The sequence below is a fragment of the Pseudomonas sp. D1HM genome, from assembly GCF_019266105.1.
Classification (GTDB): Bacteria; Pseudomonadota; Gammaproteobacteria; order Pseudomonadales; family Pseudomonadaceae; genus Aquipseudomonas; species Aquipseudomonas taetrolens.
Genome location: NZ_LRMN01000006.1, coordinates 190409 through 215255 on the forward strand (window position 1 = coordinate 190409; position 24847 = coordinate 215255).

Genomic DNA, 24847 nt, shown 5'->3' on the forward strand with positions numbered 1-24847 from the left:
ATCAGATCAGGATGTACGGCGCGCCATGACCACCCAACTGACACTTGCTTCGTTTACTTACTTTTTGCTGTTCTGCGCCACGATGACCTTCAGTCCAGGCCCCATGACCCTGTTGTTGATGGGACTGGGCATGCAGGAGGGCCTGAAGCGCTCAATGCCTGTGCAACTTGGCGCCAGCGTGGCGTATCTGGTTTCGATCCTGATTTTTGCTGTCGGTTTCGCTGAGCTGGTGAAGGGCAATCCACTGATCAGCCGGGCCATTCAGTACATCGGCGTGGCTTACCTGCTGTACCTGGCCTACCGGCAGTGGACCAGCCCGGGTCTGGCGCTTGATAACCCTGCTACCGCAGTCCAGGACAGTTTCAAGGGGCGTTTTGGCAAAGGCTTGCTGACCGGTTTTTCCAACCCGAAAACCATCGTCATGTTCAGCGCGGTGTTTCCACAGTTTGCCGGGCAGGGTGGTGATACACGGGCGCTGGATGTGGCGCTGCTGGGGCTGGCCTTTCTGTTGTTGCAATTTGCCAGTGGCTGCCTCTACTGCTATTTCGGCCAGCGCATTCGCCGCGTCCTGCAAAGCCCGGCCCGCCAGGTGTTATTGCGCAGGGCTACAGCGGTGATGTTGCTGGGCGTCGCGTTGATGCTGGCGCGGGGATTTTGATCGGGGTTGAGCCAAAACGCTTTAAGTGCACGGGAAACAGGCTGTCATAGGTTATATTGAGACGTGTTTCTGCCCGTATCGAGATTGGTTTTGTCGAGTCATCACTCCGTCGCCCCGCAGCCTTCAACTGTCCAGTTACATCAGGTCCAGGCACCTGTTGCGCTCTATCTTGAGCGACTTGCGCCCTCAAGCCGTCAGACCATGCGCTACGTACTCCAGGACGCAGCGGATCGACTGGGCGTCGAAGATGTGGCGATCGATGAGTTTCCCTGGCACGAGCTGCAGCCGGGGCATATCACGGCCCTGGTGGCTACGCTGCGCACTGACGGTTACGCCCCCAACACCTCATCGTTGTATGTGAATGCCATTCGCGGCGTGATGAATCAGGCCTGGCAGCAAAGCCTGATCACTCAGGATCACTTGCTGAAAATCCGTGCGGTGAAGGCGGGCGGCGGGACGCGCCTTTCCAAGGGCCGCAACCTGCGCCGCACCCTGATTCGGGAACTGATGGATGTCTGTGCCGCAGACCCGCGGCCGCAGGGTCTCAGAGACGCTGCGATTATTGCCATCCTGTATGGCTCCGGGATGCGCAAGTCAGAATCGGTGAACATGGACCTGAGCCAGGTCAATGTTGCAGAACGCAGCTTGCAAGTGCTGGGCAAGGGCAACAAGGAGCTGATCAAGTTTGCCCCCGCCTGGGCCTTCGAGAAGCTCGAAGCGTGGCTGACCTTCCGCCGGGATAATCTCCCGCAAGGGGTCAGCGATGATGACTTCTTGTTCAATCGCATCCGCCGCGGCAATCACATCACCCGTGAACGCATCACCAAACATGCGATTTACTACATCGCCAAACAACGGGGCAAGCAGGTCGGGGTCAATATCATGCCCCACGACTTCCGGCGCTCGTTCATTACGCGGGTGATCGAGGAGTACGACGTGTCAATTGCACAAAAGCTGGCGCACCACGCCAACATCGCCACCACCGTCAGCTATGACATGCGTGATGACAACGAGCGGCGCAATGCAACTGATCGTTTTATATTGTGATCGGTGTCTGCCCGGCGGGTTGCCGGTCAAAATTTACTGAACCCTCACGCCATGACCTCACCTAAAGCTTTACAACTTTGGAGGTGAAGCATGCAAACCGAATACATCTGGATCGCACTCGCAGTCATCCTGTTGCTGGCCGAATTCTGGGCCATCCGCAGCGCCCTCAGAAGCGGTGCGTCGAAGAACAGTCGTTGCATGTGGATGGCGGTGATTATATTCGTGCCGCTGTTCGGCATGCTGGCGTGGTGGGTGGCGGGGCCCAAACCCGAGACGCAAACCTCGTGATCCAGTGCCCCGCTTGAGCGGGGCAGCAATGTCGAGGTATTCCTGACAGGGCCCTCCAGCGATCGTCGCCCGGGTGTGGCGGTCACGGGCATGACCGCTGGTCGAAGCGTCGATTCATCGCTGGGGGGCTTATGGATGTAAAACCTTGTAATAACTATCCTTGTTTAGCCGGATAAAAATCGAAGTAGGATTGCATCCCCAATCCACTAAAGGTTTGTATGAACACCCTCCTGGAACCTCCCAGTCGCGGCTACCCATCAGTCGCCACGCTTCGCTTGATCGCCGTCATCGAGCCTGTGTCACGCTTTCCAAGCCTGATATCCCCCGACGTACCCTTGTCCATTTCGCCGAATACCATGCCCCTGAATCGAATGCCTTCGAGTCGGGAAATGTTCGCTTGCGCGTGGCAAACGTTCGGCCTGAACCTTCGAGAGAGCGAATAATTATCTATGGAATGGATTGCTGATCCCACGGCCTGGCTTGGCCTGCTGACCCTGATTGTGCTGGAGCTGGTGCTCGGCATCGATAACCTGGTGTTTATTGCCATCCTGGCGGACAAACTGCCGCCCGAGCAACGTGACCGCGCCCGCGTCATTGGTCTGTCCCTGGCGTTGATCATGCGTCTGGGCCTGCTGGCCAGTATTTCCTGGATGGTGACCCTGACTCAGCCTCTGATCGAGGTGTTTGACAAGGTGTTCTCGGGACGAGACCTGATCATGCTCTTCGGTGGTCTGTTTTTGCTGTTCAAAGCCACCATGGAACTGCATGAACGACTCGAAGGCCACGTAACCGAGCGTACGGGCTCGATGGGCTATGCCATGTTCTGGCCGATCGTTGCCCAAATCGTGGTACTGGACGCAGTGTTTTCGCTGGATGCGGTCATTACTGCCGTGGGCATGGTCGAACATCTGTCGGTGATGATGATTGCGGTGGTGTTCTCCATCGGCCTGATGATCCTGGCCAGCAAACCGTTGACTCGCTTCGTGAACAGTCACCCGACCGTGATCATGCTTTGCCTGGGCTTCCTGATGATGATCGGCTTCAGCCTCACGGCCGAGGGCCTGGGCTTCCATATTCCGAAGGGCTATCTGTATGCGGCCATCGGCTTCTCGATCCTGATCGAGTTGCTTAACCAGCTTGCGCGCCTGCGCCGCAAGAAAAGCCTGCAGGGGCTGCGCCCGATGCGCGAACGCACGGCTCATGCGGTCATGCGCTTGCTGGGCGGTCGCCAGTTGAATACGGATGAAGTCGGCGAAGACATTGCCGACCTGATGGAGGGTAGCGAAGACGAGCAGGTTTTCCATCGCCGCGAACGCATCATGATCAGCGGTGTTCTGCAACTGGCGGAGCGACCGATTCGCGGTGTCATGACCCCGCGGGGCGAGGTGGACTACATCGACCTGTCGGATCCTGCAGAGGTGATTCGCGAGAAGCTGATGCATTCCTCCTATTCCAGATTGCCGTTGATTCGGGAAGGGGGCATCGATGAACCGCTGGGCTTTGTTCACAAAAAAGAACTGTTGAAAGAGCTGTTGGCGGGTCATGAACCGGATCTGGAAGCCATGGCGCGCAAGCCTCTCAACCTGCTGGAGAGTTTCACGATCCTCAATGCCCTGGAACAGATGCGCAAGGAGTCGACGCACATTGCGTTCGTGGTCAACGAGTTTGGCGACTTTATCGGTGTCCTGACCATGACCGACATCCTTGAGTCCATTGCGGGCGAATTGCCGGATGCCAGTGAGATCGAGGGCCCGAACATCGTGTCCCGGGAAGACGGCTACCTGGTAAGCGGCGGCCTGAACCTGAGTCAGGTGCGCCAGCAGACCGGTTTTCCGGCCAGCGCTACGGATGACTACCAGACCCTCGCCGGGATGGTCATGAGCCTGCTGGATCGGCTGCCGACCATCGGTGACACGCTGATCTGGGAAGGCTGGCGCCTGACAGTGACCGAAGTCGAAGAGCGTCGGGTGAAGAGGGTGCTGCTGTCTGCGTTGTAATCCCTGCGCAGTGAAAGACAAAAAAAGACCCGCTGTTACCGTAAAGGTGACAGCGGGTCTTTTTATTGCAGGTGCTAAGGGCTGTTACTGGCTGTCAGGCAGCGCGTAAGCAATCACATAATCACCGCGATCAGCGGACTGGCGAGCACCACCGGCGGTGATGACCACGTATTGCTTGCCGGTTTTAGGCGAAACATAGGTCATGGGACCGCCTTGGCTGCCGACGGGCAAACGGGCTTTCCAGGCTTCTTCACCGTTGGCCGAGTTGAACGCACGCAGGTAGTAGTCCTGAGTGCCGGCGATAAACACCAGGCCGCCTTGTGTCGACAGCGTGCCTCCCAGGGTTGGCATGCCGATCGGCAACGGCAGGTGCATTTTGACACCCAGCGGGCCGGTGTCCTGGACCGTACCGACCGGAACCTGCCAGGCGATTTTTTGGGTTTTCATGTCGATTGCGGTCAAGGTGCCGAAAGGCGGGGCCTGACACGGAATACCGGCGATCGACAGGAAGCGGTTCTTGTTGACCGCATACGGCGTACCTTTGAGCGGTACTGCACCCATGCCCGTGTTCAGCGCTTCGCCACCCGAAGAGGCCTTGGCATCTTTTTCCTGCGGCACCATCTGGACCCACAGACCCAGGCGCATGTCGTTGACAAAGATGAAGCCGTGGACCGGATCCGTCGACAGACTGCCCCAGTTCATCCCGCCCAGCGAGCCAGGGAAGCTCAAGGACACGTCAGTGCCCGGTGCGGTGTACAAACCGTCGTAGCGCATTTTTTTGAACGAGATGCGGCACAGCATCTGGTCGAACGGCGTCGCGCCCCACATGTCCGATTCGGTCAGTGTTTGCGCACCGATTTGCGGCATGCCGACAGATTTTGGCTGGGTCGGCGAGTACGGTTCATTGGGAATATTGGACGCTTTGACCGGCACTTCTTCAACGGTGGTCAATGGTTGGCCGGTGTGACGATCGAGCACAAAAATCTGCCCGGCCTTGGTGCCGATAACAATGGCAGGCACGGTGTTGCCGTCAGATTTGGTGAAGTCGATCAGGCTGGGTTGCATCGGCAGGTCGAAGTCCCACAGATCGTTGTGCACGGTCTGGTAAACCCACTTTTCCTCACCGGTGGTGGCGTTCAGGGCCAGGATCGAAGCCCCGTATTTGTGGTCGAGTGCAGTCCGGTCTACGCCGTAGATGTCCGTGGACGAGCTGCCCATGGGCAAGAACACGGTGTTCATCAGCGGGTCATAAGACATCGGTGCCCAGCTGTTAGGCGTGCTGCGTACGTAGGTCTTGTCGCCGGTTGGCGCTTGTTTGTCTTGCGGGTTACCCGGGTCAAAGGCCCAGCGCATGGCACCCGTGACCACGTCGAAACCACGGATCACGCCACCCGGCATATCGCTCTGAACGTTATCGGCGACGCGGCCACCCACCACGACCGTGGTGCCCGCCATCAGCGGTGCCGACGACAACTGGTAGTAGGAATCTGGGACATTGCCCAGACCGGCTTTCAGGTCGACCTGGCCATTGTTGCCAAAGTCTTCGCAGAACTTGCCGGTGTCAGCATCGACAGCAATCAGACGGGCATCAATGGTGTTGGTCAGCAGCCGACGCTGGCAAGCAGCACCGGGTGCAACCGTTACTGCTGCGGCAGGAAGGCTGCCATCGGTAGGCGCAGCGATAGGCGCCGAGGCGTCAAAGTAAGCCATACCGCGGCAACGTTGCCATACCGCGGATTTGGCGTTGATCTGGTTTTTCCACAGCTCTTTGCCGGTGTCGGCGTCCAGCGCGATGAGATTGTTGTGCGGTGTGCAGATAAAGACCTTATCGCCCACTTGCAGCGGGGTCAGTTGGTCTTCCGCGCCATTGCCGTCGCTCAGGGCAATGTCACCGGTCTGGTAAGTCCAGGCAGGCACCAGCGTGGAAACGTTTTCGCGGTTGATTTGATCCAGCGCGGCAAAGCGGCTGCCACCTTCGTCATTGCCATAGTGCGCCCAGTCTTTCTGCGCATTAGCCGGATCAACCTTGGTCAGGCCAGGGCCATCACCGGTTGCCGAAACGGTGGCGTGAGGCTGGAACATGCCCCAGACACCCGCGGCCATCGCCACGGCGAGCACCGCGCTCAGGGCATATCCACCCATGCCGGGCTGCAAGCCGTTTGCCTTGCGCAGCGTCGGATAAACCAGCGCCACCAGCAGGCTCAATACGCCCAAGGCGAACAGGCGAGAGACCAGCGGCCAGAAGACCAGGCCGGCATCGACCAGGGCCCAGAGGACGGAGGCAAGCATGACGGCTGCAAATAGCCAGGCGCCCGACACGCGCTGTTTGAAGAGCAGTATGGAGGAGGCAATCATGACCAGGCCCGCGAGCAGGAAGTACAGACTGCCTCCGAGCGTCGCCAGGTAACCGCCACCGGCGGTGAAGAGCAATCCGAATACCAGCACGCCCAAGGCGACGACCCGAACGGGCCAGCGGCTTGCAGATGCCGAAGGTTGAGAGTTAATCATGGTGCATGACCCTACTGATGCATGAACGTTGTGGGGGAGGTTGCAGGCAAACAGACTTGATCCTTAATCAGGTATAGCTGTTTCCCGGACAAAACGAGAAGGGTGGCTGGGTCGCTGGAGTCCGTCTTAACGGGAAAACGGATGATCGTCAGTACGCAGTCACATTGTTAACTAAATGGTTAGTTTTGCCAGAATATCAAAAAAACGACGGCTGCGACAAATTGTCCGCCGACAGGGGGGCAGGAAGGACTTTTGTGGCAGCCGTAATAATCCAGGCTGCACACCCGTGGCGGGTTTATCAGCGGGACAAGGCAATGGCGAGAATCGAGAAGGCCGGCAGGGGCGACTCAAGTGCAATGACGGGCCGGGACGTCATGGGTCTGTCCCGGCTATATCTGCGTCACCGGATACGTTGCAGCATGGCGTTCAGTGCCGCTTTGGCCTCGTGGCTGTTCAGACGCTCGATAAACAGCAAGTTTTCCCTGCGAAGGGTGTCTTCCAGTTCTTTCATCACGGGCTGTTTAAGCAAACGCTTGGTCTGCAACAGGGCCTCGTGCGGCAGGGCCAGCAGTCGCTCGGCTATATGCTGTGCGGCAGCCAGGCATTGTTCGCCGTCGTCCAGCACTTCATTGGCCAAGCCCAGGGCCACTGCTTGGGTACCGTCCAGGGCGTCGCCCCACAGCAGCAACCGAGCCGCTCTGGCATGACCCAGCATGCGCGGTAGCAGAAGACTGGCACCGAATTCCGGGCACAATCCAAGGTGTACGAAAGGCATGCGCAGCTTGGCATTACGGGTGATCAGCACCTGATCGCAATGCAGCAGCAGGGTGGTGCCGATGCCAATGGCGGCGCCGCAGACCGCTGCAATCAGCGGTTTTTCCAGATGGATGACCGCCTGCATGAAACGGAACGCCGGGCTGTCCAGATGGGTCGGCGGGTCTTGGAGAAAGTCCTGCAGGTCATTGCCACTGGTGAAGCACTGTTCGCCCCCGGTGATGATGATCGCGCGGACATCGGGATCTTCGTCAGCGGCAAGCAGCAGGTCGGCCAGACGGGTGTACATGCTGTTGCTCAGGGCATTGAGCTTGTCCGGGCGGTTGAGGGTCAGGGTCAACACGGCGTCGTTTTGAGTGCTCAGGATCACAGGGTTCATCGGGCTGCCTTTTCTGGATTCACTGGCCGGACACCGGGTTCCGGCAGTTTTTTTATTGTTGTGCAGGTCAAAAGGTCGGTGGGGTGATGATCCAGATCACCACGGCATCGACCTCGCCGGGATTGCCGTAACGGTGCGGTTCCTGGCTGGAAAAGCTGAAACTGTCGCCTTCATTGAGCTGGAAATGCCGGTCGCTGACCCACAACTCAAAACTGCCAGTGAGCAGGTACCCGGCTTCTTCACCCTCATGGCTGTAGCTTTGTTGACTGTAAGTGCCGGGCGGGAACCGCGAGTGCAGGATTTCCAGCTGACGATTGGGCTGCGGGGTCAGTAACTGGTCAACGATACCGTCCTCGTAATGCACGCTCATGCGGCTGTTCTTGCGTACCACGTAGCCACTGTCCTCGGGCGCTGAGCCCGCTTCGCTGGCGAAAAACCATTGAATGGTGACCCCCAGGCTTCGGGCGATATTGAACAGCGCCGGAATGGAGGGATAGGCCAGATTGCGTTCAAGCTGGCTGATATAACCCGCTGTCAGTTCGCTCATTTCTGCCAGGGCGGTCAGCGTCATGCCCCTGCGCTTGCGCAGGCCGCGAATCCGCGTGCCGAGGAAGTGCGGCTCTGTTGCGCCGCCCTGTTTGACGGGCGCGGTGCAGCCCGGCGGCAGTTTGCTGCTATTGCTCATTGCATGCTCCGAACCGAGTCTGGGCTGAACGCGTTGAAGCGCTCAGCCTGAAGAGGGTATGTCTGCGACGATGCTGACAAAGGCCCGGAGTATAAAGCAGCGTCAAAGCTCCCAGGCAACCTTCAATCCTTCATAAATGGCTTCTTCGACGGTACGCGGTGCGAGGCAGTCGCCGATGCGGCGAAACTCCACCAGCCCCTGCAGTTCCGCGCCCAGGGTATCCACGGGCTGGTGGCCCTGGCACAGGACTAGCGTGTCGATTTGCTCAAACAGCATCGGCTCGCCGCTGGCGGTGTGTTGCAGGTACACCGTACTGTCATCGCAACCGTAAAGACGCGCATAGGGCGTGATTGGAATGCCCAGTCGATGCAGCTCGCCCGCCAGTTGATCACGTACGTACAGCGGCAGGTTTTCCCCGCAATGGGTACCGTTGACGGCCAGTTGCACCTGATGGCCGGCGCGCATCAGGCGTTCGGCGATGCCGGGGCCGATCCAGTCACAGCGCCAATCGACCACGAGCACTGAGCGGCCGGGTTTGACCTCGTCGCGCAATACCTGCCAGGCATCCACCACTTGAAGTTCGCCGCCGCGTTCAAAGGCCGGCCAGTAAGGTTCTGCACCGGTTGCCACGATGACCAGATCCGGTCTTTCGCGCTCGACCAGCGCGCGATCCACGCGGGTGTTGCGCACGACACGTACGCCGGCCAGTTGCATTTCCCGCTGCAAATTGGTGCTGGCTCCGCCGAACTCACTGCGCCGGGGCAGCAGTTGTGCCAGCAAGACTTGCCCACCCAGTTGCGAGCTGGCTTCGTAGAGTGTGACGTCATGCCCGCGTTCGGCGGCGATGGCTGCCGCCTTCATCCCGGCGGGCCCGCCACCTGCGATCATGATGCGTTTACGTTTTACGGTCGGCTGCACTGAGCCGAATATCAACTCCCGACCCGTTTCCGGGTGCTGGATACAGGAGATTGGCAGGCCTTTGTGGAAATGCCCGATGCACGCCTGATTACAGGCAATACAGGCCCGCACATCCTCGCTGCGTCCTGCATCGGTCTTGTTCGGCATTTGCGGGTCGCAGATCAGTGCGCGGGTCATGCCGCACACATCGGCCTGACCGCGGGCAATGATCAGTTCGGCTTCCTGTGGCTGGTTGATCCGTCCGGTGACAAACAATGGAATCGACAGGCTGGCCTTGAACGTTCCGGCTTCCTTGGCCAGATAAGCCGGTTCGATGGCCATTGGCGGCACGATGTGTACCGCACCGGCCAGAGAGGCCGAGGTGCCCGCGACGATGTGGATGTAATCCAGCTGATGTTGCAATGATTTCACCGCCGCCAGCGATTCGTCTTCAGTCAGGCCTTCGGCATCGCGCTCGTCGGCGGAGATGCGCATGCCGATGATGAACTGGTCATCGGTGTTGGCACGCACGGCTGCGATGACTTCACGCAAAAATCGCAGGCGCTGTTCCAGGTCGCCGTTGTAACCGTCGGTGCGTTGATTGATCCGCGGGTTGATGAATTGCGCAGGCAGATAACCATGGCTGGCGACCACCTCCACACCGTCCAGGCCGGCTTGATGCAAACGCCTGGCGGCTGCGCCGTAGCCTGCGACGATGTCATCGATCATGGCCTGATCCAGCGCACGCGGCATCACGTGAAAGCGCTCGTTGGGGACGGCTGAGGAGGAGTAGGCAACCGCCAGCAGGCCATCGCTGGACTCCATGATTTCCCGCCCGGGATGGAAAATCTGCGAAAGCACCAGCGTGCCGTGGGCATGACAGGTGTCAGCCAGTTTCCTGTAGCCCTCGATGCACGCGTCGTCGGTGGCCATCAACACATGGGAGGTATACCGCGCGCTGTCATGCACCCCGGCCACCTGCAGTACGATCAGCCCCGCACCCCCTTCGGCACGCGCCCGGTGATAGGCAATCAATTGTTCGTTGACCAGGTTGTCGGTGGGCATCGACGTGTCGTGTCCACTGGACATGATGCGGTTCTTGAGGCGCTTGCCACGAATCTGCAGCGGCTCGAAGAGGTTCGCAAACCCGTGGTTTGAAGTCGACATGGTGCGGTACTCCAGGCTGGCCGAGCCGTTTACAGGGTGTTCGGCGTTGTTATTATTACGCTATAGAAATTTACCCTCAGTAAAAAATCAACTTGTTTTTTAATATCGCTTGAGTAGCTTCAGTTTATACCCGGCCCTCGGGTTAACCTCACCAACAATAAAAAAGGGTCATGACAGCGGCCGCTGATCAGTACCCGCATGAGGAACCACTGATGAAGTCGAATACACTCAAGCATGGTTTTTTTCCATTGATCCTTACCTTTGCCTTGGGCTCGGGTGGCGCACAAGCCGCGCCGGACATGGTTGTCGTGGGCTATGGTGGCGCCGGTCAGAAAGCCCAGGACGTGGCCTTCTTTCAGCCGTTCAGTGCGGCAGACGGCAGCAAGTTGATCCAGAGTGAATACAACGGTGAGATGGCCCGGATCAAGGTGATGGTCGACACCGGCAGCGTCGATTGGGATGTAGTCCAGATCGAAGGCCCGGACCTGATGCGCGGGTGCGATGAGGGCATGTACGAGCGACTGGCCTGGAAGACCATCGGCAACGCGGATCAACTGATTCCCGATGCGGTTCAGGACTGTGGTTCAGCAGCCCTGGTCTGGAGCGTGGCCATTGCTTATGACACCGATAAACTCGCGCAGGCACCTGCCTCCTGGGCAGATTTTTGGGATGTCAAAAAAATCCCCGGCAAGCGCGGGCTGCGCAAACGTGCGGTGTATAACCTTGAATTTGCTTTGCTCGCGGACGGGGTGAAAGTCGAAGACGTGTATTCGGTCTTGAGCACACCGGCGGGTGTCGACCGTGCGTTCGCCAAACTGACGGAACTCAAGCCTTACATCCAGTGGTGGGAAGCAGGCGCACAACCGGCGCAATGGCTGGCGTCAGGTGATGTGGTCATGACCTCAACCTACAGCGGACGCATCGCCGCCGCTGTGCAGAACGGCAGCCGCCTCGGTGTGGTCTGGCCGGGCAGCCTGTATGGCATGGACTATTGGGCAATCATCAAAGGCTCCAGGCATGTCGATCAGGCGCAACGGTTCATCGCGTTTACCAACCAGCCCGATGCGCAAGTGAAGTACGTCGAGCAGATCCCTTACGGCCCCACCAATACTCTGGCCGCCGCGCGACTGGACCCCAAACTGGCCGGGTGGGTGCCGACCTCGCCACAGAACCTGATGGGTGCGTTGCCGATGAATGTACCGTTCTGGGTAGATCACGGTGAAGAGCTCGAAGAGCGTTTCAACGCGTGGGCATCCAGGTAGGGCGCTATTGTCCGCGCAATCCCCTGAGCAAGAGGAGCCAACACCATGAATGAGATCGCCCACCCGGTCACTGCCGAGCAGGCCATGACGGAACAGCGCCTGCGCGAAGAGCTGGCCGCCTGTTATCGACTGATCGCGCACTTTCGCATGAGCGACCTGATTTTCACCCACATCTCGGTGCGCCTGCCCGGGCCGGAACATCATTTTCTGATCAACCCGTACGGACTGATGTTTGATGAAATTACGGCGTCCAGTCTGGTCAAGATCAACCTGGAGGGGCACAAGGTGGAGTCGTCGCCTCACCCGGTCAATCCGGCAGGGTTTGTGATTCACAGTGCGATTCACCGCGCCCGTGAAGAGGCGCAGTGCGTGTTGCATACCCACACTAAGGCCGGGTGTGCAGTGGCCGCCTTGAAGTGCGGGTTGCTACCGGTCAATCAGATTTCCCTGGAGTTCTACGGCCGGGTCGCCTATCACGACTATGAAGGCGTTGCGCTGGATCTTGACGAGCAGAAGCGCCTGGTACACGACTTTGGCGATAAATCGGTATTGATCCTGCGCAACCACGGCTTGCTCACTGTCGGTGAAACCGTGGGGCAGGCTTTCTTGCGGATGTACTACCTGGAAAAAGCCTGCGAGATCCAACTGGCGGCACAAGCCTGCGGTGAGCTTATTCTGCCGCCTGCGGCGGTCTGTGAGCACACCGAGCGCCAGTTCAACGACCCCGCACGTCCGTTGCAGGAGGGTGAACTGAATGACCCGGATGCCATGGGGTTGGCGTGGGCCGCCTTGCTCCGATTGCTGGAGCGCGTGGCGCCTGACTACCGGAATTGAGGTGCTTGCCAGAAAACGGTCCCGGATCGATGCATGTCCAGAGGCGGGAGATTGAGCTGAAGACGCTGGCAGCGCTCTTGTTGTACAGTCGTTCAGCGCTGCCGCACAGGTCGCGAGCTCAGCCCCAAGACTGAATCCAGGAGATTGACCGCAATGACTCAGGAAACCCGTTTTTCCCGAATGGAGCCGGAGTTGCGCAAGGCCAACTTGATCGAGGCGACGCTGGTATGCCTCAAGCGCGATGGCTTTCAGGGCGCTTCGATTCGCAAAATATCGGCTGAGGCGGGGGTTTCGGTAGGGCTGATCAGCCATCACTACTCAGGTAAGGATGAGCTGGTCGCCGAAGCCTATATGGCGATCACCGGCAGGGTCATGAGCTTGCTGCGCGATGCAATGGAACAGGCCGCACCCAATGCGCGCGAACGATTTTCGGCTTTTTTTCGTGCCTCGTTCTCCCCTGAGATGCTTGACCCGCAATTGCTGGAGGCCTGGCTGGCGTTCTGGGGGGCGATGAAAACCGCTGAGGCAATCAATCTTGCCCATGAACACTCTTACGGCGAATACCGCGCCGAGTTGCGCAAGATCCTCAACCAACTGGCGCAAGAGGAGGGCTGGGAGGGGTTTGATGCCGATCTGGCCGCCATCGGCTTGAGCGCCTTGCTCGACGGCTTGTGGCTGGAGTCAGGGCTCAACCCGGGCACCTTTACGCCAGATAATGGCATCCAGATCTGCGAGGCCTGGGTCGATGGCTTGCAAGCCGGTGGCCGGCATCGCTTCCGGCTGCAGACAAAGGGCTGTTGATCGATCGTTCAGCGATGGATACTCTCTGGCACTGATGCACCCATAACTCTAATAAGAAACGCGCCTTCGGGCACATGCAGGACATCAAGCGATGACACCTCGGGTACTGATCGTCGATGACGATCCGCTGATTCGCGAACTTCTACACGCTTATCTTTCGCAGGAAGGCTATGAAGTGCACTGCGCCGCCACGGCGGAGCTGGCCGAAACCTTCCTGGCGTCGCAGGCTGTCGATCTGGTGATGCTCGACATCCGCCTTCCGGGCAAGGATGGCCTGACCCTGACTCGCGAACTGCGTGTGCGTTCGGAAGTCGGCATTATCCTGATTACCGGGCGCAACGACGAAATTGACCGTATCGTCGGCCTTGAGTGCGGCGCCGATGATTACGTCATAAAACCCCTGAGCCCACGGGAACTGGTGTCCCGGGCGAAAAACCTGGTGCGCCGGGTTCGCCATGCCCCCTTGCAGGAGCCCGCAGCGCCATTGCCCCGCCAGCAAGTCAAACAGTTCGCAGACTGGGCACTGGACACCGACCGTCGGCGCCTGATCGACCAGGCGGGCGGCGAAACGCTGCTGACCCATGGTGAGTACCAGTTGCTCAATGTGTTTCTGCGCAACAGTGGCCATACCCTGAGCCGCGACCAGTTGATGGATCAAATACGCAATCGCGAATGGGTGCCCAGTGACCGTTCCATTGATGTCCTGGTCGGGCGCTTGCGGCGCAAGCTGCATGACGACCCCGCCAAACCGCACTTGATCATCACCATTCATGGCGCCGGTTATCTGTTCACCGCCAGTGTAGCGGCCTGATCGGCATGCTGCGGCTGCTCTGGCTGTTATGGGCGCTGGCCGCCGGCACTGGCGCCGTGGCGGCCGAGCGCATTCGCTATTGCGATTATCCGGTCTACCCGCCGATCTCCTGGAGCGACGGAAAACAGGTGCGCGGCCTGGCACCCACCGTGGTGAAGCAGCTGTTTACCCGTCTCGGGTATGAAGTCGATATTGTCGTGCTGGGCAACTGGAAACGCTGTTTGCTGGACGCCGCCGAAGGCCGTGTCGATGTGGTGCTGGCCTACAGCACGGCGCAGCGTGAGCAGAGCATGCGCTTTTCGACCGTGCCGGTGTTGCGTGAAGAGGTGGCCGTGTTCGTCAATAGCAATCATCCGGTGACGTTCGAAAAGCTTGAAGACCTCGGCCACTATCGGGGAGGCCTGTTGTTCGGCGAGAGTTATGGGCCGGACTTCGATCGCTTCGTTATGCAGCACAACAATATTGAGTGGGTGTCTGACAGTCGACAGAACTTCGGCAAGCTGATCCGTGGGCGTATTGACTTCATTACTCAGGAACGGCGCACCGGGGAGCTTTACGTTGAGCATCTGCCGGGGGCAGAAAGCATTACGGCGCTGCCTCGCTCATTGAGCGTGGATTATTTGCGCATTGCCGTGTCACGCCATTCGGCCCTGGCCGAGCGCATGCCGCAAATCGATGCCGAGTTGCAACGCATGGTCGACGCCGGCGAGGTTGAACGCTGGCTGAACGAAAGCGAAGCCACCTACCGGGACATGATCAACCTGCCGGTGAACACCCGATGAAGCGCGCCGGCCACAATGGCTTGGTGCGCCGTTTGCTGCTGTTCATTCTGTTGTTCAGCCTGTGTTTCACCGTGCTGGCCAGTTGCGTGCAGTTGTATTTCGAGTACCGCCGGGAAATGCGCGATATCGATTCACGGATGGAACTGGTTCGTGCCGGGTTTCTCGGAAGTCTGGAGCGCAGCCTGTGGGACCTGAACCAGGAACAACTGAATGTGCAGCTGCGCGGGCTGGTGGATTTTTCCGATGTGGCCCGGGTGCGCTTGAGCAGTGCTGACTTTGAACTGGTACAAGGTGAACCATCGCCGCTCGGACCTTTACGTATCGAGCGCTTCGAGCTGACGTATCAACCTCCCGGCGGTGAGCTTCGCCATCTGGGTGAGCTGGAGGTCAGTATCGACCTGGGGGCGGTTCATCAGCGGTTATACGCCACCGGGCTGGCCAGCGTGTTGTGGATGAGCGTGTTCCTGTGCGGGCTTGCCGTCGCGCTTTCAGTGTTGTTCTACCGTCTGGTGACCCGGCATCTGCAGGTCATGGCCGATTTTGCCCGGCGAGTGGCTGCCGGTGACTGGCACGAGCCTCTGCGGCTGGACAAGAACCGCAGCGGTACCGAAGACGAAATCGATACGGTGGCCCATGCGCTGGATGACATGCGTGAGGCAATCCTCATTGATATTGACCGGCGCGAAGTCGACCGCCTGGCATTGCAGGACAATCGTGACGAACTGCAAAGAATGGTCGAGCGGCGCACGGCCAGTCTGTTGCGGGCCAAGGAGGAGGCTGAGGCGGCGAACCTCGCCAAGTCACGCTTCCTGGCCACCATGAGTCATGAACTGCGTACGCCACTCAACGGCATCCTGGGCATGGCCGAATTGCTACGCGGCGCCCGCCTTGAAGCGCTCGACGGTAAGCGCCTGGAGGCATTGCACAAGGCGGGCGAAGGTTTGCTGACGATTCTGAATGAAGTCCTTTATTTCGCACGCCTTGAAGAAGGCGAAAGCCACCCGGAACAGGTCGACTTCTCTGTCAGGCAACTGATCGATGAGGTGTTGACGCTGCTGGAGCCCCTGGCCCGGAGCAATGGCAATGAACTGCTTGCCCGGATTGACCCGCAGATCGCACAACGCTGCCAGGGTGCCGAACAGTTTTTGCGTCAGGTGTTGAGCAATCTGGTGGCCAATGCCATCAAGTTCACCCAGGCGGGGCAGATCACGGTTGAAGTCACGCTGTTGGCCACTGACGCCGAACCCCCGGGGCAGCGCCTGGGGTTCAGCGTGACCGACAATGGCATCGGTATCGCGCCGGCGGTTCAGGCAAAGATTTTCGAACGCTTCACACAAGCCAGTGAAGACGTGAGGCAGCGTTATGGGGGCACCGGACTCGGCTTGGCGATCAGCAAGCATCTGGTGGAAGTCCTTGGCGGGTGTATTGGCGTCGACAGTCAGGAGGGGCAGGGCAGCCGCTTCTGGTTCGAGCTGACCCTGCAACCGGCCACCCACGTTGTTGCCCTTGCCCCGGTTGCCAGCTTGCCGGGTCACGGGCTGAGTATTCTGGTGGTCGAAGATGTGGCGTTGAATCGTGAGGTGGTCAGGGGCTTGCTCGAACGCGACGGGCATCAGGTCTGCCTTTGTGAAGAGGCTGAGCAGGCAATGGAGATCTGCCGCAGGCAAACCTTTGACTTGATTCTGCTCGATGTGTACCTCCCGGGAATGAGTGGCGTCGAATTGTGCCAACTGATCCGGACAACCCCCGGCCCCAATCAACACAGTCGTATTTTTGCCCTGACCGCGAGCGTGCAACCGGCCTTGGTCCGCACTTATCTGGACGCGGGCATGCAAGGTATTCTCGCCAAGCCGCTGAAGCTCGACAGCCTGCGGCAGATTCTGGCCGGGCAATCGCCGATCCCTGGACCCGCCGATACAGATGAATTGATGGACTGGCAATTGCTGCACACCCATCGCACCTTGCTCGGCGAGCAGAAGCTCAACGGTTTACTTGGGGTGTTGCGTGACTCAATCGCCCAGCACCATTGGGCGCTGATTGAGGCCATTGAAGCGGGTGACCACACGGAAGTCAGTCATCTGTCCCATCGCCTGGCCGGGAGCAGCGACTCGCTGGGGTTCAGCGCCCTGGCTGAAGCCTTGCGAGGCTTTGAGTCCGCAGCGCGGATCAACGACAGCGCAGCGATACAGGCGTTGTTACCGCACTTCCAGCACGTATTGCAGCGTTCGCTGGCGGTGCTGGAAGACACGCTGAGCAGCTGACATACAAATTTGTTACGACTTCGTACATCTTTGATCCTGGTGTACAACGCGAACTTACATGGCTTTCCAATAATCGGGATAACCGCGCTGGACGCGGTCTTCGAAGCTTATTGGAGATAATAATAATGAACTGCCGTAAAGCTGATCTTTCCCTGCGTGATGACACCCTGTTATCCGTCCTGCACCTCTCCCGATACTAAGAGGTGCTGCCATGAGCGAATCAATCGAACGTAAAGGCATACACCTCACCCGCGCCTTGAAAAGCCGGCACATTTTCATGCTGTCGCTGGGCGGGGTAATCGGCACCGGTCTGTTCATGGGGTCGGGGGTCACCATCAACCAGGGCGGGCCTTTGGGGGCAGTTTTGGCCTATCTGGTGGCCGGTTTCCTGATGTACCTGGTGATGGTCTGTCTGGGCGAGCTGTCCGTGGAAATGCCGGTGTCCGGCTCGTTCCAGACGCATGCCACCAAATACATCGGGCCTGCCACCGGCTTTATGATCGGCTGGGTTTACTGGATGAGCTGGGCGACCACTGTCGGCCTTGAGTTCACCGCCGCCGGCATGTTGATGGTGCGCTGGTTCCCGAGCGTCCCGATCTGGTACTGGTCAGCCCTCTTTGTGGTGGTCCTGTTTGGTTTGAACGCCTTGGCAACCCGGGCCTTTGGTGAGGCGGAGTACTGGTTTTCCGGGATCAAGGTGGCGGCGATCCTGGGCTTTATCATCGTCGGTGTACTGGTGATCTTCGGTGCATTGCCGCTGGCCAATGGCGATCCTGCCCCCATGATGAGCAATCTGATCGGTGACTCACTGTTCCCCAACGGCCTGTCGGCAGTGTTCGCGGTGATGATGACCGTCGTGTATGCCTTTCAGGGCTGCGAAATCATGGGCGTGGCGGCTGGCGAAACCGATCAGCCGGAGAAGAGCATTCCCAAAGCGGTGCGCAACGTGGTGTTCCGCGTACTGATCTTCTATGTGCTGGCGATTGTGGTGCTGTCCGCCATCGTGCCTTGGGAGCAGGCCGGGCTGATGGAAAGCCCGTTTGTGCAGATGTTTGACATGGTCGGCATTCCTTATGCCGCTGACCTGATGAACTTCGTGATCCTGACGGCGATTCTCTCGGTCGGTAACTCGGGGCTGTACGCCTCTACGCGAATCCTGTGGGCGATGTCGAAAACCGGGATGGCGCCGAAAATGCTGTCGCCACTGAGCTCTCGCGGTGTGCCCTTGCGCGCCTTGAGCATCACGCTGTGCTTTGCCCTGGTGTCGCTGATGACCAGCTTCATCGCCGCTGACACCCTGTTTATGGTGTTAATGGCCGTGAGCGGCATGTCCGGCACCGTGACCTGGATTGTGATTGCCCTGGCGCAGTACAAATTCCGCCGGGCCTATATCAAGGCTGGCGGCAAGGTCAGCGATCTCAAGTACCGTGCCCCGTGGTACCCGTTCTTGCCGCTGCTATGCATCGCCATGTGCTGCTCACTCTTCGTGTTTCTGGCCCTGGATGAGACCCAGCGTCCGTCGCTGTATTGGGGCTTTGGTTTCATTGCCATTTGCTACGGCGCTTACTTCCTGACCAATCGCAAACGTCAGGCCGACCGGGCGCAGGCGCTGCAAACCGTTTGACCCTTCACCCAAAGCAGGCGCGGGCGGGATCGCGACACGCACTTATCGCGAACTCGCCCGTCAGCGACTTTTTCCGGGCAGGCAACACGCTCGTAGTCAGTTGTTCAAAGATGTAACAGCGCTTCAGGGAATGAAGCGCTCAATTAATTTTTTCTTCTATAAATCAATAAATTAGCCAGATTTTAACGCTGTTTCAGGCGAGCGGCCCCAGGATTGCCGCATTACTGAACAGTCGTTTAGTATGGCGCCATGTCGGTCCCACCTCATGACAAACACAACAATCAGAGGACTCATATGACTACTCAACAGTCTCTGCTCAGCCAGGTTGAAGCAGGCGTTGCATGGATCACGCTTAACCGCGTGCCGCAGCGTAATGCGCTGGATATCCCAACCCTGAAAAACCTTCACGCGTTGCTCGATCAGTTCAATCTCGATCCTTCTGTGCGCGCTGTGGTTTTGACCGGGTCCGGTCGCAGCTTTTGCGCGGGTGCCGACCTTGCCGAATGGGCCGAAGCCGAGTCTCGCGGGGCGCTGGAAACCTATGGCTGGACCGAAACCGCCCATGCCGTGATGAGCTGCCTGTACCACTTCGATAAGCCGACTGTCGCGGCCATCAATGGCACCGCCGTGGGCGCCGGTATGGACTTGACGCTGTGTTGCGATTTTCGCCTTGCGGCCCAGTCCGCCCGATTCAAGGCCGGTTACACCAGCATGGCGTACTCGCCTGATGCCGGTGCCAGCTGGCATCTGCCGCGCCTGATAGGAACCGAGCAGGCCAAGCGTCTGCTGTTTCTCGATGAGCTCTGGGGCGCCGACCGGGCCCTGGCGGCCGGTCTGGTCAGCGAAGTGTGTGCCGATGAGCAACTGCTGGCCGCGGCGGCTGAGCTGGCGTCGCGCCTGGCCAGCGGCCCGACGTTCGCCTTTGCCCAAACCAAAAAACTGATGCGCGAAGGCGCTCAACGCAGCTTGCCGGAACAACTGGACGCAGAACGGGCTGCCGGTTTGCTCTGTGGGCGCAGTCGAGACGGCGCTGAAGCCTTGCGGGCGGCGATGGAAAAACGCACCCCGGTCTTTTCGGGCAATTAAGCACGACTCGCCCACCCACGACACAACAGCCCCAGAACACTCGGTTATCGAAGAGCAGGTAGCGCAATGAATTTCCAGCTGACCCAAGAACAAGAAATGTTGGTGGATGCCGTACGCAGTTTTGTTGCCAAAGAACTGCTGCCACATGAAGAAGCGGTTGATCGCGCCGATGAGGTCTGCCCTGAACTCGCGGCACAGATTCGCGGCAAGGCCCTGGCAGCAGGCTTCTATGCCTTCAACATGCCGGAAGAAGTGGGCGGCGGCGGGCTCGACTACCTGTCCCAGGCGCTGATCGAACGCGAACTGTCCAAAGTTTCATGGGCTTTGCATGTGTTTGTCGCACGTCCGTCGAAGATTCTCATGGCCTGCACCGGCCAGCAGATCCAGGACTACCTGCTGCCGTGCATTCAGGGTGAAAAAACCGACTGCTTCGCACTCACCGAGCCCGGCGCCGGGTCTGATGCCAATGCGATCAAAACCCGAGCGGTACGAGAGGGCGATGACTTTGTGATCAACGGCAGCAAGCACTTTATCAGCCATGCCGGGCACGCTGACTTCGCCATTGTGTTCGCGGTGACCGATACCTACGAGCACAACGGCCGCACGCGTAATGCCGTGACCTCATTTCTGGTCGACCGCGACACGCCGGGCATGACCATCCGCCGTGGCCCGAAATGCGTCAGCAACCGCGGCTATCACACTTACGAAATGTTCTTCGACGATTGCCGTGTGCCGGCCTCCAAAGTGCTCGGTGAAGTCGGCAAGGGCTGGGACGTGGCGAATGCCTGGTTAACGGCCGGGCGGGTGATGGTGGCTGCCAACTGCGTGGGTCAGGCCCAGCGGGCGCTGGACGTTTCGCTGCAATGGGCGGCAGATCGCAAGCAGTTCGGTCAACCCATCGGGACCTTCCAGGGGGTGTCGTTCAAGCTGGCGGACATGGCCACGCAAATCCGGGCGGCGGAACTGATGACCCTGCACACCGCCTGGAAAATGGATCAAGGCAGCATGACTGACGGCGAAGCCGGCATGGCCAAGTTGTTCGCCAGTGAAGTGCTGGGGCGTGTGGCGGATGAGGCGGTGCAGATTTTTGGGGGCATGGGCTTGATGGACGAAGGCCCGGTGGAGCGCATTTGGCGCAATGCCCGGATCGAGCGGATCTGGGAGGGAACCTCCGAAATCCAGCGGCACATCATTTCACGCGAGTTGCTGCGGCCGCTGCTGCGCTGACCGGAGAAGGCACATGTCTCAACACATTCGTGACAACTTCAAGCGTCTGCTCGCACCGCGCCATGTGGCGTTTATCGGCGGGCGCAGCATGGCGCGCGCGCTTAAGCGTTGCGCAGAGGGCGGCTACCAGGGGCAGATGTGGCTGGTCAATCCGCAGCATGACAGCCTCGAAGGTGTGCCATGTGTGCGCAGCGTCGCAGAGCTGCCATGTGGGCCGGACGCGGTATTCATTGCCACCAATCGTGATCTGACCTTGATCTGCGTCGCCGAGCTGGCAGCCAAAGGCGCAGGCGGCGCGATCTGCTATGCCTCCGGTTTTGCCGAGATCGGACCGCAAGGCCAGGCCTTGCAAGACCGGTTGCTTCAGGCCGCCGGTGACATGGCCTTGCTCGGCCCCAACTGTTACGGCGTGCTCGACTACCTGCACAGCTGCGCATTATGGCCGGTCGCCCACGGCGGCAAGACGGTGGAGAAGGGCGTGGCAGTGCTGACCCAGAGCGGTAACTTCGCCTATAACCTGTCCATGAGTGATCGCTCGCTGCCTGTGGCCTACATGGTTTCAGTCGGCAATCAGGCGCAACTGGGCATCGCCGAATTGATGGATGTGCTGCTCGATGAGCCGCGTGTCACGGCCATCGGTTTGCACCTTGAAGGGCTGAAGAACGTTCCGGGATTCGCCCGCGCTGCGCACAAGGCGCTGGAGAAAGGGATTCCGATCATTGCCCTGAAAACCGGGGTGTCGCAAATCGGTGCAGAACTGGCGCTGAGCCACACCAGTTCGCTGGCCGGCTCCGATGCGCTGTACGACAGTTTGTTCGACCGTCTCGGGGTCATTCGGGTCAGTGGTCCGGTGAGTTTTGTTGAAACACTCAAAGCCGCCGCCTGCGGCAACTTGCCGGCGGGCAAGAGCCTGATCGCCCTGGCGTGCTCGGGTGGCGATGCCGGGTTGATTGCCGACTACGCCGAACGCAATGATTTGAGCCTGCCACCCCTGGACGAAGGGCAGCGCCTCGAACTGGATAAAGTCCTGCCGAGTTACGCCAACCTGGTCAATCCTCTGGACTTCACCACAGCGATTTGGGGGGAACGCAACGCTCTGGAACAGATGCTCGACAGTGCCCTGCGCACCGAAGCAGACGCCGCGGTGCTGGTACTGGATTACCCCTCTGAGGCGACCGGCGAACGCAAGGAATGTGACCTGCTGCTGGAGCTGTACTGCTCGGCGCTGAGCCGTCATGGCAAGACCGGTTTTGTCTCCTCGGCCTTCCCTGAATTACTGCCGGCCAGTGCCCGTGAGCGCCTGCATGCCCACGGCGTAGCGGCGCTGCAAGGGGTTGAGGATGGATTTGCCGCGTGGGGCGCCATTGCCGGTTATCAGCAACGGCGCCAGGCCTTGCTGGCACTCGGTGAGTCTGGGTTGCTGCCAATTGCGCCACACGCGCTGGAAGGCAACGGGCAGTTGCTGGATGAGTGGCAGTCAAAGCAGGCCCTGCAAGCCTTTGGCTTGCCGACCCCGCGAGGGGTATTGACGACCCCCGGCGAGGCTCTGGATGCGGCGAACACGCTGGGTTATCCCTTGGTGCTCAAGGCGGTCAGCGCCCGATTGCCGCACAAAACCGAAGCCGGTGCGGTGGCATTGAATCTGCGAGATGCCCAGGCCTTGAGTGCCGCCCTGGAACAAATGCGCGGGCGGATTGCCGACTACGCGCCAGGGGTGCCGTTCGACCAGGTGCTGCTGGAAAGCATGGCGTCGCCACCTCTGGCGGAGCTAATTGTAGGGGTCAAGCGTGAAACCGGCTTTGGCCTGGCGCTGGTCATTGGCGCTGGCGGGATTCTGGTTGAATTGCTCAAGGACAGCCGCAGCCTGTTGCTGCCGACCACCGATAACGCCATTCGCGGCGCAGTGCTAAGCCTGCGCAGTGCCCCGTTGCTGCAAGGTTTTCGCGGCCGCGAAGCCGCGGACATGGACGCGCTGGTCGCCGCCATCCGGGCGGTGGCGGACTACGCCTGCGAAAACGCCGGGCACTTGCTCGAACTGGATGTAAACCCATTATTGGTCGGTGCCCAAGGCACGACTGCGGTCGATGCGTTAATTCGCCTCGACCACGCCTGAGGACATGAGCATGCAAAGCAAAACCTTGACCGGTGGCCAGGCGTTGGTGCGTCTATTGGCGAACTACGGCGTCGACACTGTGTTCGGCATTCCCGGGGTGCATACCCTGGAGTTGTATCGCGGCTTGCCTGGCAGCGGCATTCGCCATGTCCTGACCCGGCACGAGCAGGGCGCCGGGTTCATGGCGGACGGCTATGCGCGGGTCAGTGGCAAACCGGGCGTGTGCTTCATCATTACCGGCCCCGGCGTGACCAACGCGGCTACGGCTATCGGCCAGGCGTACGCCGACTCGATTCCGATGCTGGTGATTTCCAGCGTTAACCACACGGCGAGTCTTGGCAAAGGGTGGGGGTGCTTGCACGAGACCCAGGATCAACGTGCCATGACCGCACCCATCACCGCGTTTTCGGCGGTGGCATTGACTGCCGAGGACATCCCGCAGCTGATTGCCCGGGCTTACGCGGTGTTCGACAGTGAGCGGCCGCGGCCGGTGCATATTTCGCTGCCGCTGGATGTGCTGGCTGCGCCAGTGGCCCGCGACTGGAGTCATGAGGTGGTGCGGCGCCCCGGACGCGGTGTCCCGTCGAGCGAGGTGCTGGATCAGGCCGTGGCGAAACTGAAGGCTGCACGACGACCGATGATCATTGCCGGCGGTGGCGCCTTGCACGCGGCGCAAGCGCTGCAAGCCCTGAGCACGCGCCTGGCCGCACCGTTTTTCAGTAGCGTCGCCGGCAAGGGACTGTTGCCGCCGAACGCGCCATTGAATGCGGGCGCAACGTTGTGTATCGAGCCCGGTTGGCAGCTGATTGCCGAAGCGGATGTGGTACTGGCCGTAGGCACGGAGATGGCAGATACCGATTATTGGCGTGAGCGCCTGCCACTGAATGCCGAACTGCTGCGGGTGGATATCGATCCGCGCAAGTTCAATGACTTCTACCCCTGTGCCGTGGCGTTGCAGGGCGATGCCCAGCAGACCGTGGCTGCGTTGTTGGCGCGCCTGCCCGAGGCGGCCCGTGATGCCAGCGCGGCCATTCAAACCGTCAGTACGTTGCGTCAGGCCGTCAAGGCCGGGCATGGCGCTTTGCAGTCGATTCACCAGGCGATTCTCGACCGGGTTTCAGCAGAGCTGCCGGCCAACGCCTTTGTCAGCAGCGACATGACTCAGCTGGCCTACACCGGTAACTACGCGTTCAACAGTCATGCGCCGCGCAGCTGGTTGCATCCGACAGGCTACGGCACCCTGGGCTACGGTCTGCCGGCGGGTATCGGTGGCAAATTCGCTGCGCCGGACCGGCCCGGGCTGGTGCTGGTCGGCGACGGCGGTTTTCTCTACACCGCACAAGAGCTGGCAACCGCGGTAGAGGAGCTGGACAGCCCTTTGGTGATCCTGCTCTGGAACAACGACGCGTTGGGGCAGATCCGTGATGACATGATCGGCCTGGATATCGAGCCGATTGGTGTACTGCCGCGCAATCCCGACTTCGCTGCACTGGCCCGTGCCTTTGGTTGCAGCGTGACCCAGCCGCAGAACCTGAATGAATTGCAAATGGACCTGCGTGCAGGATTTAGCCGAAACGGCGTCACCCTGATCGAACTCAAGCACGCGTGCGCGCTGGTCGGTTAACCCCACTATAAGGAACTAACCA

Annotated in this window: 20 protein-coding genes; 15 read left to right on the forward strand and 5 right to left on the reverse strand. The window is 59.7% G+C overall.

Annotation, left to right across the window (positions count from 1 at the left end; translation table 11 throughout):
• The first annotated feature begins 25 nt into the window (after positions 1–25).
• The 4 genes from AWM69_RS08405 (at position 26) to AWM69_RS08420 (ending at position 3990) form a co-directional block, all read left to right on the forward strand.
• Entirely contained in the window at positions 26–658 is a 633-nt protein-coding gene (locus AWM69_RS08405) for a LysE family translocator (RefSeq protein ID WP_218726241.1), read from the forward strand.
• 201 nt (positions 659–859) lie between these two features.
• Entirely contained in the window at positions 860–1705 is an 846-nt protein-coding gene (gene xerC / locus AWM69_RS08410) for a tyrosine recombinase XerC (RefSeq protein WP_048379771.1), read from the forward strand.
• Positions 1706–1795: 90 nt separating this feature from the next.
• Positions 1796–1993: a PLD nuclease N-terminal domain-containing protein gene (locus AWM69_RS08415; RefSeq protein ID WP_131653831.1), complete on the forward strand. Its 198-nt coding sequence runs from the start codon at positions 1796–1798 to the stop codon at positions 1991–1993.
• A 449-nt stretch (positions 1994–2442) separates the two neighbouring features.
• Entirely contained in the window at positions 2443–3990 is a 1548-nt protein-coding gene (locus AWM69_RS08420; protein WP_131653832.1) for a TerC family protein, read from the forward strand.
• Between the two features lie 84 nt (positions 3991–4074).
• Here AWM69_RS08420 and AWM69_RS08425 read toward each other — a convergent pair whose 3' ends face one another.
• From AWM69_RS08425 to AWM69_RS08440, 4 genes are all read right to left on the reverse strand, one after another.
• A complete protein-coding gene (locus AWM69_RS08425; protein ID WP_218726242.1) occupies positions 4075–6498 on the reverse strand; it encodes a glucose/quinate/shikimate family membrane-bound PQQ-dependent dehydrogenase in 2424 nt (807 codons plus the stop codon).
• A 400-nt stretch (positions 6499–6898) separates the two neighbouring features.
• Positions 6899–7651: an enoyl-CoA hydratase gene (locus AWM69_RS08430; protein ID WP_218726243.1), complete on the reverse strand. Its 753-nt coding sequence runs from the start codon at positions 7649–7651 to the stop codon at positions 6899–6901.
• Positions 7652–7718: 67 nt separating this feature from the next.
• A complete protein-coding gene (locus tag AWM69_RS08435) occupies positions 7719–8336 on the reverse strand; it encodes a cupin domain-containing protein (RefSeq protein ID WP_088500012.1) in 618 nt (205 codons plus the stop codon).
• 102 nt (positions 8337–8438) lie between these two features.
• Positions 8439–10400 carry an FAD-dependent oxidoreductase gene (locus tag AWM69_RS08440; RefSeq protein ID WP_218726244.1) on the reverse strand — a complete coding sequence of 654 codons (1962 nt, stop codon included), beginning with the start codon at positions 10398–10400 and terminating at the stop codon, positions 8439–8441.
• Positions 10401–10612: 212 nt separating this feature from the next.
• Here AWM69_RS08440 and AWM69_RS08445 point away from each other — a divergent pair, with 212 nt between their 5' ends.
• From AWM69_RS08445 to AWM69_RS08465, 5 genes are all read left to right on the forward strand, one after another.
• Positions 10613–11662, forward strand: a complete 1050-nt coding sequence (locus AWM69_RS08445) for an ABC transporter substrate-binding protein (RefSeq protein ID WP_218726245.1) — start codon at positions 10613–10615, stop codon at positions 11660–11662.
• Between the two features lie 45 nt (positions 11663–11707).
• Positions 11708–12496: a class II aldolase/adducin family protein gene (locus AWM69_RS08450; protein WP_218726246.1), complete on the forward strand. Its 789-nt coding sequence runs from the start codon at positions 11708–11710 to the stop codon at positions 12494–12496.
• A gap of 153 nt (positions 12497–12649) precedes the next feature.
• On the forward strand, positions 12650–13297 hold the full coding sequence (locus tag AWM69_RS08455) for a TetR family transcriptional regulator C-terminal domain-containing protein (protein WP_218726247.1): 648 nt from the start codon (positions 12650–12652) through the stop codon (positions 13295–13297).
• A 91-nt stretch (positions 13298–13388) separates the two neighbouring features.
• The gene (locus AWM69_RS08460) at positions 13389–14108 is read left to right on the forward strand and encodes a response regulator transcription factor (protein ID WP_218726248.1); all 720 of its coding nucleotides are present in this window, start codon (positions 13389–13391) and stop codon (positions 14106–14108) included.
• Between the two features lie 5 nt (positions 14109–14113).
• Complete coding sequence (locus AWM69_RS08465) at positions 14114–14890, forward strand: ABC transporter substrate-binding protein (RefSeq protein WP_218726249.1); 777 nt, start codon at positions 14114–14116, stop codon at positions 14888–14890.
• Here the strand turns inward: AWM69_RS08465 and AWM69_RS23095 are convergent.
• Entirely contained in the window at positions 14851–15021 is a 171-nt protein-coding gene (locus AWM69_RS23095; protein WP_373274307.1) for an AAA family ATPase, read from the reverse strand. The two genes, AWM69_RS08465 and AWM69_RS23095, sit on opposite strands and share 40 nt — an antisense overlap.
• Here AWM69_RS23095 and AWM69_RS08470 point away from each other — a divergent pair.
• From AWM69_RS08470 to AWM69_RS08495, 6 genes are all read left to right on the forward strand, one after another.
• Positions 14941–17151, forward strand: a complete 2211-nt coding sequence (locus AWM69_RS08470; protein ID WP_373274308.1) for an ATP-binding protein — start codon at positions 14941–14943, stop codon at positions 17149–17151. The genes AWM69_RS23095 and AWM69_RS08470 overlap by 81 nt on opposite strands.
• Before the next feature lie 211 nt (positions 17152–17362).
• The gene (locus AWM69_RS08475; protein WP_218726251.1) at positions 17363–18775 is read left to right on the forward strand and encodes an amino acid permease; all 1413 of its coding nucleotides are present in this window, start codon (positions 17363–17365) and stop codon (positions 18773–18775) included.
• A gap of 294 nt (positions 18776–19069) precedes the next feature.
• Positions 19070–19861, forward strand: coding sequence for an enoyl-CoA hydratase/isomerase family protein (locus tag AWM69_RS08480; protein WP_218726252.1), 792 nt, complete (start codon positions 19070–19072; stop codon positions 19859–19861).
• Between the two features lie 66 nt (positions 19862–19927).
• Positions 19928–21088, forward strand: a complete 1161-nt coding sequence (locus AWM69_RS08485) for an acyl-CoA dehydrogenase family protein (RefSeq protein WP_218726253.1) — start codon at positions 19928–19930, stop codon at positions 21086–21088.
• Between the two features lie 13 nt (positions 21089–21101).
• On the forward strand, positions 21102–23201 hold the full coding sequence (locus tag AWM69_RS08490) for an acetate--CoA ligase family protein (protein WP_218726254.1): 2100 nt from the start codon (positions 21102–21104) through the stop codon (positions 23199–23201).
• Between the two features lie 10 nt (positions 23202–23211).
• Complete coding sequence (locus tag AWM69_RS08495; protein ID WP_218726255.1) at positions 23212–24825, forward strand: 5-guanidino-2-oxopentanoate decarboxylase; 1614 nt, start codon at positions 23212–23214, stop codon at positions 24823–24825.
• Positions 24826–24847 lie beyond the last annotated feature (22 nt).